This is a genomic window from Pseudalkalibacillus decolorationis (assembly GCF_024609785.1).
GTDB lineage: Bacteria > Bacillota > Bacilli > Bacillales > Fictibacillaceae > Pseudalkalibacillus > Pseudalkalibacillus decolorationis.
This window is the reverse complement of sequence record NZ_JANHJQ010000013.1, coordinates 109,289-121,338: the sequence shown is the minus strand read 5'-3', so window position 1 is coordinate 121,338 and position 12,050 is coordinate 109,289. Positions and strand designations below refer to the sequence as shown.

Below are 12,050 nucleotides of genomic sequence, written 5' to 3'. Positions count from 1 at the left end.
ATCTACATGAATATCCTTTTAGTAGATGATGAACAATTAGAGCTTGAGCAACTTGAATACCTTTTAAAACCTTATTTTAATTTGGGATCCATTTATCAAGCAAAGGATGCCTCAAGGGCTCTTGATATTGTGGAGAATGTGGCGATTCAACTTGCTTTGGTTGATATTCAAATGCCTGGTAAATCAGGTTTAGAGCTAGCCAGACAATTCAAGAATGATTACCAAATAAAGGTTATTATGGTTACCGCATATCAATCTTTCGAATATGCTCATCAAGCACTACGAATGGGCGTTGAAGATTACATTACGAAACCTTTGATTGAAAGTGAACTCATCGAAGCCATACAACCTTACCTCCAACAAGCGAACTTATCTGATATGGTCAACCAAACACTAGAAACGATTCACAGACGTTTCGGTGATCGGCTAACGTTGGGACAAATTGCAGATGACATCCATGTAAACAATGCTTATTTGAGCCGTAAATTTAATGAAGAGTTAAATACAAACTTCGCAAGTTATTTGAACACATATCGTATTGAGAAAGCTAAACGAATGCTTAAAGAGTCTCCGAAGATGAATATTTCACAAGTATCGGAAACATGTGGGTTTAATAGTCAGCACTATTTCAGTTCATTGTTTAAAAAGCAAACTGGATTGACTCCTCGCGAATTCCGCATGAAGGATGTCTAAATGTGATCAGCAAATCTTATAAATGGTATGTGACAGGAGGATTATCGTTAGGTGCCTCATTTGGAGTTTTAACCTTGCTCGCACGCTGGATTACTGCCAATACAATTCTATCATCACCGGAGACATTATTTAAATACGGTTTGCTAGGAGGCATTGGTTACTCCTTAATGGGATCTGTTGCTTTTATTCTATTTAGTTTCGTAGCAGTTAAAATTAAAAAGCGTTTTCGGAAACATGAGACGATTGGAGATGTCTTGTACGAACGTCTTCCAGGTCAATCCTATGTAATCATGATGGGATTATTACTAATAACAAGTTTTGACTCTCTATTTATTCAAGCACTGGGGGCTGGAATTTTATTTCACCTTATTTTAGATATACCTGCTTCTATTGGGCTTTTTATATTTTTCGTTTATTGCTTTGTTTATGCCGGGGTTGGGGGGATGAATTCCCTCCATAAAATTGAACCTATCAAAATTTCCCTGATTTTTGCTGCCATTATTTTTATACCTGCTTATTTCTTTATTCAAGAGGGGATCTACCCAATTTACGACGGGGTCCGACTCTATCACCCTTATCTTTTGTATTGGAAAAACTATGATGCCTTTCTATTTATGATAACAGCGATTTTAATTGGATTTGGACAAGTCATTACTGATCGGGCCACTTGGCAGCGTATTCATATTATTCAACCTACCAAGGTTCGAGCTTCTTTATGGTTGACCGGTTTGATATGGGGGACAATTCCTCTAGCGCTCTTTTCAATGCTACTTATTTCGATCTTTGATAAAAGTTATGACAATACCTACTCCTTATTATTCGAATTTGTCTATAAAATTGAACCCCTAATTTTGGTGATCTTATTCTTTTTATTTTGCTTCAGTACATTATCTACAACGGTTGGAGCGGAGTTACATGCGACGACTATATTGATTGTAAAGAATATCATGAGTATTAATAAGGAGTATACTGACCGTAGTAAATACCAGCTCTCCTACCTAGTTGCGGGCGTAATTTCGTTAGCTTTATTTATTATTAGTTCTTTTTTGACACCCAATTTATTAGATTTAATTTTCTTCTTTGGACAGTTTTACGGTGCAATGATCATCCCGATGTTATGGATTATCTTTGGAAAGAAAACGTTGAGTGCTTTCTTTGCCTATAGTATTTTAATTGGAGTTGGGGCTGGCACTATCGTGATGTTTTCAGGAGTTTCCATACTAGCGATTTGGATTAGCTTCATCACGAGCGGAGTCCTATCAACCCTCCTGTATCTTTTCAGTCCATCAATTGATTCTAGCTCCAATTAAACCAGAATATTAAAAGCAAACCTATAATCTGAAGTATAAATAATCTGAATATAAAGCCCACTAATACTTAACTCTTCATTTAGAGATAGCAACAGTGGGCTAAATTTCAATATTAATTTATACACTAGGAAGAAATCACTTTTCGCAGCTGTTCAACAGCATCTCTTGGACTATCCGCTTGGCTTATCGCTGAAATCACGGCAACCCCGTCTGCCCCAGCTTCAACAACTGTGGTAGCATTCATGCGATCGATTCCACCAATCCCGACAATCGGAATCGCTAGCCCCTCCTGGCGAATCATCTGAATGATCTGAGGGCCTTGAACGGAGCGGGTATCTGCTTTTGTTTTCGTCGCATACATCGGTCCGACTCCAAGGTAATCGACTCCGGCTTCAACGGCTATCTTCGCTTCATCCACATCGTGTGCAGAAACACCCAGTATCATTCGTGAACCAAGCCGATCTCGAACCACGGTAATCGGTGTATCCTCTTGGCCGACATGAATACCATCCGCATCAATTTCTAGGGCGAGTTCGATGTCATCATTGACAATAAAAGGCACCCCATAGGATCGGCAAATTCCCTGTAACTCTTTGGCGAGCTTTATCTTAGCCTCACCTTGTAAACTGCCAGTACCTTTTTCACGAAATTGAAAGAGCGTAACACCTCCGTCAAGTGCTTCCTTTAGTACTTCTTTCGGATCTTTTTTACAATTGACAGAGCCCATCACAAAATAAACGTTTAAATTTTCTCGGTTCAGCTTCAAATCTGAACGCCTGCCTTCCGATACGCCCAGTGGTTCGTTGGTCCATGTCCTGATCCGATCCCCAATTCGTGTTGGATTGCCGATGTAATGAAGTCCTTTGCTGTTTGGATCGCCTCTTGAACCGAATTTCCCTTCGCAACCTCTGCTGTAATCGCTGCGGCAAATGTACATCCAGTTCCATGTGTATGCTTCGTCTCAATTCGTGGGCCTTTGAATCTATAGAATTCATTTCCGTCATAAAGAAGATCTACCGCAAACTCTGCATCCCCGGTATGTCCGCCTTTAATGACAACGTTCTCGGCTCCCAATTCGTAAAGCTTCATCGCCGCTTCTTCTCGATCTTCATTCGACTGAATCGTAAGACCTGTCAATGCTTCTGCCTCCGGGATATTCGGGGTAACGATGTAGGCAAGTGGTAATAACTTCTCTCGGACAGCTACCACTGCCTCCTCTTGCAAAAGCGATGCCCCGCCCTTCGCAATCATTACCGGATCGACAATCAGCTTTGTCCACTCATGCTTTTTTACATGATCAGCAACTGCTTCAATAATCTCAGCACTAAATAGCATGCCTGTTTTCAGTGCGTTGGGTGCTAAATCAACCGCAATCGAATTTAGCTGTTCGACAACTCCTTCGACTGGTGTCGGATAAACGCCTTGAACACCGAGTGTATTTTGAGCTGTTAGTGCGGTGATCGCTGACATTCCGTACACATCTAGCTCCTGGAAGGTTTTCAAATCGGCTTGAATGCCTGCTCCCCCTCCAGAATCCGATCCCGCTACTGTCAATGCTTTATAGGTCATAACGCGCACCTCCCAATCAATACTGTTCCAAAATCATAATGTCATTTATCCTAAATAACGATGGTAAAGCGTCTTTGCTTCAGTTATGTCCTTTGTTCCGTGTACAAGCACGCGTCCATCTTTAAAGATCACCAGCCTTTGTTCACCTGTTGTGAACGACAACAGATATGGATTTTTTTCAACCGTTCCATTTTGCCCGGAAAGCATCTTTTCTAATTGATCTAGGTTTCTCGTTTGCGAAACAGACGGCCGGATTTGTACTGTATCACGTCCACATAAAATCGCTGTCTTCGTTTGATTTTCATACGACAAAAATGGATATGTTGGGTTCTTACCACAAGAAAGACAATCTTCCTTTTTCGCTTTTGAAATATCAATCGCCGTCTGCTGGTTTACCCAGAGATCAAAGGAAACGAGTTTTCGTCGAAGTGACGACCAGTCCTCTACTAAAATTTTCAGAGCCTCAACCGTCTGATATGCAACAACCATTTGAACGGCTGGACTGATAATCCCTGCTGTATCGCACGTCGCACCACCGAGAGGAACCGTCTCTAATAAACAATTCAAGCAAGGTGTATCCCCAGGGACAATCGTATAGCTAATCCCATAGCTACTAACGCAGGCACCGTAAATCCAAGGAATGTTGTGCTTTTGCGCAATATCATTAATCATTAGCCTCGTATCAAAATTGTCGGTCGCGTCTATGATCAGGTCAACATTGTTAACGAGCTGCTCCATCTCCTGTGGGGTAATATCGAGCACATGAGCCTCGATTTCAACCTGTGAATTAATTAGTGATAGGCGTGTTTTAGCCGCGATTGCTTTTGGAATCCGGTTTTCTGCATCCTCTTCACTATAAAGCTGCTGGCGCTGAAGATTGCTCCACTCGACATAATCGCGGTCTGCAATCGTAAGTTTTCCAACCCCTGCCCGTACAAGTGCCTCAGCATTTCCCGTTCCAAGTGCTCCAGCCCCAATCATAAGCACATGCTTTTCCCTAAGCTTTTGCTGGCCTTCTTTACCGATTGGAGCGAAAAGCGTTTGTCTAGAGTAGCGGTCCATTAACCGATACTCAAGCCTTCCACTGGACTGCTGGCTGTCGCATAGCGCTTTTTCGGAATTCGACCAGCTTCAAATCCGAGACGTCCAGCCTCAATGGCTAGTTTCATTGCTTCGGCCATCTTCACAGGATCCTTTGCTGCTGACACTGCTGTATTGAGTAAAACACCGTCTGCTCCTAACTCCATAGCAATCGCTGCATCTGCTGGAGAACCAATTCCAGCATCGACGATTACCGGTACATTGGATTGTTCGATAATAAAGCTCAAGTTCAACGGATTAATGATTCCTTGGCCAGAACCAATCGGGGATGCACCAGGCATAATCGCATGGGCGCCAAGCTCTTCCAATCTTCTAGCAAGCAAAACATCATCAGACGTATATGGAAGCACAGTGAATCCTTCTTTTAAGAGTTCTTCTGTTGCCTTTAACGTTTCAACTGGGTCTGGCAGTAACGTCTTTTGACAACCAATGACTTCCACTTTGACCATGTCACAAAGTCCAGATGCTTTAGCAAGTTTTGCGAATCGTACTGCTTCTTCTGCTGTTTTCGCACCAGCTGTGTTCGGTAAAAGGGTGTACTTTTCAAGATCAAGTTTCTCTAAAAAGTTTGGTTGGCTCGGCTCAAAAATATTCATCCGACGTACAGTAAACGTTAAAATGTCTGTTTCTGATACTTCTACTGCTTTCTTTTGTGTATCAAAATCCGGGTATTTTCCTGTTCCAAGTAAAAGTCTTGAAGTGAATTCAAAGTTTCCGATTTTCAACATATCATCCGCCTCCTACAAATTGTACAATCTCAAGTTTGTCCCCATCTTCAACCTTAGTTTCTGAAAGGGTTTCCTTATCTAGAATATCTTCGTTTCGTTCGACCATGACGACTTTATTATTCAGTTCAAAGTGTTCAAGAAGACCCGAAACCGTCGTGATCGTATCAGGTACTTCTACCATATCTCCGTTTATGTGTAATTTCATAGCTGATCAACTCCTATCTGATCACGATTGAGATGAAAGGCTTCGGCCCAATCACTCTTTAAAGGGATACCCTCGACAAGATCGGCCATCAATTTTCCAGTAATCGGTGAAAGTAAAATCCCGTTTCGGTAATGACCGGTTGCAACGAACAGCCCTTTCATATCAGGATGTTCTCCTAAATAAGGTAAGCCGTCATTCGTTTGCGGCCGTATCCCCGCCCAAGCGTTATCCCATTCTGAATCCGCAAGCTCAGGGATAATCTGCGTGGCCCGGTCCATTAGTTTCGAAAGGCCATTGAGTGTGACCTTTTGATCAAAGGAATGCGCTTTTTCGGTTGCTCCAATAATGAGCCGGCCGCCGGTTTTCGGAACGATATAGCATCCCTTTGTAAAAAGCGTTGAGGTTATTAAAGGTTCTTCGGTGACGACTGAGAAGCACTCCCCTTTTACCGGATACGTTTTGAGCTCAATTCCCGCTCCTTTTAAAAGTCGATTGCTCCATGCTCCGCCAGCTACAATGACGTTATTTGCATGGTAAGTTTCAGCATGTGTCTCAACGCCGATGATACGGTTACCCTCTTCAATGAGTTCGGTAACCTCGGTATATTCTTTGATAATAGCTCCTGTTGCACGAGCACCCGCGGCAAATGCATTTGATAGATGGGGTGCCGATAGATTTCCGTCATTCGGAATGTGCATCGCACCATGTAGACCTTTATTGGTGAATGGTTCCTTTTGGTGTAATTCAATTGGGTCAATCCAAGAGGCATCTTCACCAAGCTTTTGTTGTTGGTCAATAAGTCTCTGAAACTCTGAAGCTTCTTCGACAGAGCGTGCGATTTTAAGCATACCGTTGTGGTGGAGCTCAACATCAATCCCGGTTAGGCTTTTTAATTCAAGAGCTAGATCAGGAAAAAGCCGTCTACTCTCTTTTGCCAATTGGAACAACGGACTGTCTTGCTCAAGTTCAGTTTGGGCACCGAGCATGCCAGCAGCTGCACTGGACGCCTTACTGGCCACTCGGTTCTTTTCGAGAACGAGTACGGTCCGCCCTTTTTTAGCCAGATTGTAGGCGATTGAACTTCCGATGACTCCTGCTCCAATAATAATCGAATCAAAGTGGTTTCGCATTCTGGCACCTCCTATGAATGTAAAGCAGAATAATAATTTTGCACAGCACGCAATGGATCCTTTGCCTCAAACACGCCTGACATAACTGCAATTCCACTTGCCCCGGCATTGAGGACTTCTTTTACATTATCGGGTCGGATACCGCCGATCGCGATGACCGGAAGTTTGCTAGTTTCGCAGACAGTTTCTAAATTCACTATACCATGTGGAGTAAGGTCTGGCTTTGAGTTCGTCTCAAAAATGTGGCCATATATGAGATAGCTGGCACCGTTTCTTTCCGCGTTCACCGCCTCATCTGGTGAGTGCACTGAACAACCAATCTCCAGTTTTGGGAACATGTACCGAACAGTTCGTACGTCCAGACTATGGTGAGCGAGTTGAACGCCCTTCGTTTGTTTAGCGAAAGCAACATCAACCCGATCATTGACGATAATTTTCTGACGAGGGACTTGTTGCTCGATTGTTAGCCTATCGATGATGCCGGCGATTTCCTTTGCTGAGCGATGTTTTTCACGAATATGGATTGTATCGACATACGGATGGATACGAGTCGAAATGCCTACGAACTCTTCAATCGATTGCCTTCCTGTCGAAACAACATGCAAAACCATAAGATTCCCACCTTTGATATCTGAAAATCAGTTTAATTTGCGTAATATGTCCTATTTCGAGAGATATTTTCCGAACTTTCGAAAATATGAGGCACATTTACAGGTCAAATTTTAAAAATACAGGGCTAAATGCGTAAATACGATCGTGACTCGGAGAAAATTCGAGCACAACTCGAGAAATACGATCGTAACTTGGAAAATACAAGCACAACTCGAGAAATACGAGCGTAACTCGGAAAATACGAGTACAACTCGAGAAATACGAGCGTAACTTGGAAAATACGAGCACAACTCGAAACGTACTTACCTAGTCCTATAAATACGGATCATTCGTAACGTACGTCCCCTGTTGGTAAGATTGGTACATTGAGTGATAGATAGTAGGCAGCCCCGATAAGAAAAACCCAGCTTACGATAAACACCACATCATACCCTGAAAATCCGATTTTATAGTAGAATGTACGCTTTTTCACTTCTGAAAAACGCTTCGCTTCCATCGCAACCGCAATACGATGTGCCCTCCGGATACTTTGAGATAATAACGGAATCGAATACGACTTCAGCTTAAAATAAAAACTCCGGATTCCCTTTTGCTGCTGAACACCTCGGACGACCATAGCGTTACGGATCGTTTGAAATTCCTCAATCATAATCGGAATCAACCGAAAGCCTGCCATGAAGCTATAGGCGTATTTCGGATTCAATTTCACCTGCTGCATAAGCGAATAAAATAAATAAACCGGCCGTGTCGTTAAAGAGAACGTTAACCCGAGTGTCGCAAATACAAGTGCACGAAACCCAAGGTGAATCCCCCTATAAAAGCTTTCTTCTGTAATATGAATAAGCCCCCATTTAAACCAGGTCGTGTCCCCTTTTCCAAACAAAATCATTGATGATGCTGTAGATACGAAGACAATGATAAATGGAATCGATAAAAGGGCAAGACGTTTCGGCGGATGTCCGGAGAAAAGAATAAGCAACAATAAGGCGGAAAGAGTGCCATACACGATCATGTTCAACTGATGCACAAACAAAACACCGATAAACAATAGCACCATTACCAGAAGCTTCAAACTCGGGTTAATTTTGTATAACCACGTTTTTTTAATCGTTAAATCAAGGTTCATTTCTGCCACCCCTAAGCGTTGACCAATTCTTTTTCTACGTTAAAATAATCGCTCGTTAGTTGACCGTCATCAATTTTCCAAACACGGGTCGCAAAATGCTTCACGATCTCTTCATCATGGGTCACCATTAAAATCGTTGTCCCATTTACACGGTATTCCTCAAGCATCTCAAGCAACGCGAATGTATTCCGCGAATCCTGCCCAAACGTCGGTTCATCGAGCAAAAGCACCGGCGGGTTTTTAATGATAGACGCCGCGACACTTAATCTCCGCTTTTGACCGATTGACAATTGATAAGGATGATGTTTGCGTAATCCATTTAACCCAAAGCATTCCAAGCGTTCATTGACTTTTTCCTCAATAAACTGCTCATCCATTTGTTCAATCCTCAACGCATAAGCGACCTCATCATAGACCGTATTTGTGACAAACTGAAACTCAGGATTCTGGAACACAAACGTCAAATACTCCGTTACATTCCTCGTCTTTTTTACTGAATTGCCGAAAAGCGTGTATGTCCCCTTTGTTTTTAAAAATTGCATGAGTGACAGCAAAAGGGTCGATTTTCCTGCCCCATTCGCTCCTGTTATCGTGATCCATTCACCCGTAGTAATAGTCGCGGATGGTACCGTGATTGCGGGGTCCTTCTTTCGTAATCCTTGAAAACCTTGCAAATCAAACACGATTTCAGCGCGGGGATCATTCATCAAGGGTTTCGTTCGCGAACGAAGATAATCCTCCCATACGCCAGGGTACCAGACACCGTGTTCCTTCAGCGTACTCTTATAGTGCGTAAGAATGTATCCCTTCTCCCCGTCTGCGATTATTTCACCATTCTGATTGAACAAAACAATTCGTTCAACGAGGTCCAGAACATGTTCGAGTTTATGCTCAACGATAAGCAGTGTCTTCTCATCGCTCACATTTTTCACCGTATCCCAAATCGACTTCGAGCCTTCTGGATCGAGCATTGCCGTCGGTTCATCTAAAAATAGGACATCCGGTTCAAGCGCAAGCACCGACGCGATTGCAAGCCGCTGTTTCATGCCACCTGATAACGTCTGAATGTTCGTATGAAGATCATCAAACGTTAAGCCGACCTCAGCTAAAAGGGCTTTAATTCGAGTAGGCATCTCTTGTCGGGGTACACACAGGTTTTCCAAAACAAAAGCAATCTCCTCGTCAACATAGGGCATACAAAATTGCGTGTCGGGATCCTGAAAAACATATCCCCAAGACTGTGGCAACTGTATATCCTCCGTCTTAACCGGAACTTCAATGGAACTTGGAATCAACCCGGATAGAACTTGAAGAAACGTCGACTTCCCGCACCCTGAAGGCCCTAGCAGAAGCACCTTTTCACCTTTTTCAAATGAGATCGACAAATCTTTAAACCTCAACTGTGGATCATCAGGGAACTTAAGCCTCAAGTTTGTCACACTAGCTGCAATGTGCCTATTCGTCATTGGATCACCTCATTACTGATCAAGTGCATCATAATCTTGCTTTGTCGTTGGCCTAACTAAGTTTGTTACACCAGTTGCCTCAAGCGCTTTTACAAGATAATATCCACCGACACCGGCAATCAAGATCGAGCCAATAAGACGGAATCCGACCATCAGGCTAAGGTTCCAAACGGCGAGATCGCCAATGTATCCTTTGTAATAATCAAAAATGAGTGAACCGACTCCAGAACTGAGTGCCGCAAACGATACGATGGCAACATCAAAACGTTTGTATCTCGCTGCCATAAAGACAATTTCGGCAAATAATCCTTGAACGACCCCGTATAGGAGCACTTCAAGTCCAAATTCAGATCCTAATAAAAATTCTCCAGATGAAGCTGCGATTTCTGCAAGTAATGCCACGCCTGGCTTACGAATAATAAGAAATGCTACGATTGCTGCGATAAACCACATTCCATAAATGAGCTGATCGAGCTGAATCCCAAACGGTTTTACTAAATAATAAAGTGGTCCCCATAACTTATATACGATTCCAAAAACGATTGAAATAACGATGGTTACCAAAACATCTGTTAATTTTAATCCTCTAGACATGGTTAATTTCCCCTCCCGTTGAGCCGAGCTGATTTTCGTAAAAAAGTACGTTATGCTTTTGTGGTTGTTAGGCTAAACTGCCATGACTCGAGTGTATATGCCATCTCCCAAAAACTAAGCTCATACTGACTGCTGATAATGAAGTGTTGCTTCATTCGTTCACGATCTTCCTCTGTTACTTTTGCAGCAATTTCATCTAGGCGATTAATTTGCTCCTCAACTAGTTCACGGAACCATTCCCCACCGTATGCCGCAATCCATTCCTGGTAAATCGGCTCCTCAGGTTTTGAAGCCTTGAGACGTTCACCAATTTCATAATAGAGCCAGTAACATGGTAAAATCGCTGCGATAATGTCCCCAAGATGCCCATTATGTGCAGAACGATACATATGAGACGTGTATGCATATGCAGTTGGAGCAGGTTTGAAGTTAGCTTTCTCATCGTCCGTAATACCAAGCATTTTTGAAAAATTCTCATGCAGTGATAGTTCGGCTTCAGATGTCCCTTGTGCATGGGCCGCCATACTCGCCGTCGTTTTTAGGTCCGTCGCCTTTACCGCGCCAAGGGCTTGAACTCTTGCAAAATGGGATAAATAATATGAATCTTGAAGTACGTAATAGCGGAATTTTTCGAGTGGAAGTGTTCCGTCTCCAATTCCTTTAACGAAAGGATGTTCAAAGCTCGCCTCCCAGATCCGATCCGCTTCTTTTCTAATTTGCTGTGAAAATAACATTTGACCCTCTCCCTTTTTGTAAAATACGATCCACTCTGTTCGATGATTACTTTCGGATACCGCCAAAAGATTGTAGTACTGAAGGTGAATCTGAGGTTTGGCTGATAAATCGGAAACTTGGCTGATATATTCTGAGTTTAGCTGATAAATCAGATTCTTGGCTGATATATTCCGAGTTTGGCTGATAAATCGAAATCTTGGCTGATAAACTCTGATTTCGGCTGATAAATGTCGAATTCGGCTCATAAATCAAAAACTTGGCTGAAAAATGTCGAATTCGGGTTATATTCCAAGAATTTTTTTCTGAAATGTAGCTTTAACAAGTAAATGAGGGCATATTGTTGTAACCAGCACTCAATTTATCAAAGGTTGCAATTAATTAGTCAGAAAAGTACTCAAGTAGTCAAAACAAACCCTCAAACTAGTCAAACTCGAATTATCACCGCCTCAGTAAAACCCTCCCCCCTCCGCTAATAATACTTTTGTATGAAAAGTTCTATTTTCAAAGGTATTAAAAAAACCACTTTCCTTGTTTCGTAAGGAAAGTGGTTGTCATTTATAGGCACGTTGGTAATTTATGTAGCCTGCAAATCACCACTTCCCTACGCTGGTATGAGCCAGTTCAGGTTCTAAGGGTCTTAAAGTCGAACTTTAATCTCAGCCTTATAAAGGCCCCCCTAGTGGATCGTCTATTAAATTTTATTTTTCGTTGCTATCGTATCATGATTTTAGGATTTGTCAAACAGATTTGCATTGGAAAAATCCCTTTATTGTAAAATCAC

13 protein-coding genes and 1 riboswitch are annotated in these 12,050 nt (G+C 42.4%); of the genes, 2 read left to right on the top strand and 11 right to left on the bottom strand.

The features are described from left to right. Positions 1–6: 6 nt before the first annotated feature. A complete protein-coding gene (locus tag NON16_RS14095) occupies positions 7–693 on the top strand; it encodes a response regulator transcription factor (protein ID WP_257349934.1) in 687 nt (228 codons plus the stop codon). A 2-nt stretch (positions 694–695) separates the two neighbouring features. Continuing rightward, the gene (locus NON16_RS14090) at positions 696–2,003 is read left to right on the top strand and encodes a sodium:solute symporter family transporter (protein ID WP_257349931.1); all 1,308 of its coding nucleotides are present in this window, start codon (positions 696–698) and stop codon (positions 2,001–2,003) included. A 124-nt stretch (positions 2,004–2,127) separates the two neighbouring features. On the opposite strand, the gene thiE is transcribed toward NON16_RS14090, so the two are convergent. The 11 genes from thiE to tenA form a co-directional block, all read right to left on the bottom strand. Continuing rightward, a complete protein-coding gene (thiE, locus tag NON16_RS14085; protein ID WP_257349992.1) occupies positions 2,128–2,730 on the bottom strand; it encodes a thiamine phosphate synthase in 603 nt (200 codons plus the stop codon). A 35-nt stretch (positions 2,731–2,765) separates the two neighbouring features. Beyond that, complete coding sequence (gene thiD, locus NON16_RS14080; RefSeq protein WP_257349929.1) at positions 2,766–3,572, bottom strand: bifunctional hydroxymethylpyrimidine kinase/phosphomethylpyrimidine kinase; 807 nt, start codon at positions 3,570–3,572, stop codon at positions 2,766–2,768. Between the two features lie 45 nt (positions 3,573–3,617). Then, positions 3,618–4,634: a thiazole biosynthesis adenylyltransferase ThiF gene (locus tag NON16_RS14075; RefSeq protein ID WP_257349927.1), complete on the bottom strand. Its 1,017-nt coding sequence runs from the start codon at positions 4,632–4,634 to the stop codon at positions 3,618–3,620. Continuing rightward, positions 4,634–5,401: a thiazole synthase gene (locus NON16_RS14070; protein ID WP_257349926.1), complete on the bottom strand. Its 768-nt coding sequence runs from the start codon at positions 5,399–5,401 to the stop codon at positions 4,634–4,636. The genes NON16_RS14075 and NON16_RS14070 overlap by 1 nt, the downstream gene beginning before the upstream one ends. Position 5,402: 1 nt before the next feature. Further along, the gene (thiS, locus tag NON16_RS14065) at positions 5,403–5,606 is read right to left on the bottom strand and encodes a sulfur carrier protein ThiS (RefSeq protein WP_257349925.1); all 204 of its coding nucleotides are present in this window, start codon (positions 5,604–5,606) and stop codon (positions 5,403–5,405) included. Next, positions 5,603–6,736 (bottom strand): glycine oxidase ThiO, encoded by a 1,134-nt coding sequence (gene thiO, locus NON16_RS14060; RefSeq protein ID WP_257349924.1) that lies wholly within the window; start codon positions 6,734–6,736, stop codon positions 5,603–5,605. The genes thiS and thiO overlap by 4 nt, the downstream gene beginning before the upstream one ends. Before the next feature lie 11 nt (positions 6,737–6,747). After that, a complete protein-coding gene (gene tenI / locus NON16_RS14055; RefSeq protein ID WP_257349922.1) occupies positions 6,748–7,347 on the bottom strand; it encodes a thiazole tautomerase TenI in 600 nt (199 codons plus the stop codon). Positions 7,348–7,673: 326 nt separating this feature from the next. Continuing rightward, on the bottom strand, positions 7,674–8,474 hold the full coding sequence (locus NON16_RS14050; protein ID WP_257349920.1) for an energy-coupling factor transporter transmembrane component T family protein: 801 nt from the start codon (positions 8,472–8,474) through the stop codon (positions 7,674–7,676). An 11-nt stretch (positions 8,475–8,485) separates the two neighbouring features. Next, entirely contained in the window at positions 8,486–9,940 is a 1,455-nt protein-coding gene (locus NON16_RS14045) for an ABC transporter ATP-binding protein (protein ID WP_257349919.1), read from the bottom strand. A gap of 12 nt (positions 9,941–9,952) precedes the next feature. After that, on the bottom strand, positions 9,953–10,534 hold the full coding sequence (locus NON16_RS14040; RefSeq protein WP_257349917.1) for an ECF transporter S component: 582 nt from the start codon (positions 10,532–10,534) through the stop codon (positions 9,953–9,955). 50 nt (positions 10,535–10,584) lie between these two features. Then, positions 10,585–11,268, bottom strand: a complete 684-nt coding sequence (tenA, locus tag NON16_RS14035) for a thiaminase II (protein WP_257349915.1) — start codon at positions 11,266–11,268, stop codon at positions 10,585–10,587. Between the two features lie 582 nt (positions 11,269–11,850). Continuing rightward, positions 11,851–11,957: riboswitch (TPP riboswitch) on the bottom strand. Between the last annotated feature and the right edge of the window lie 93 nt (positions 11,958–12,050).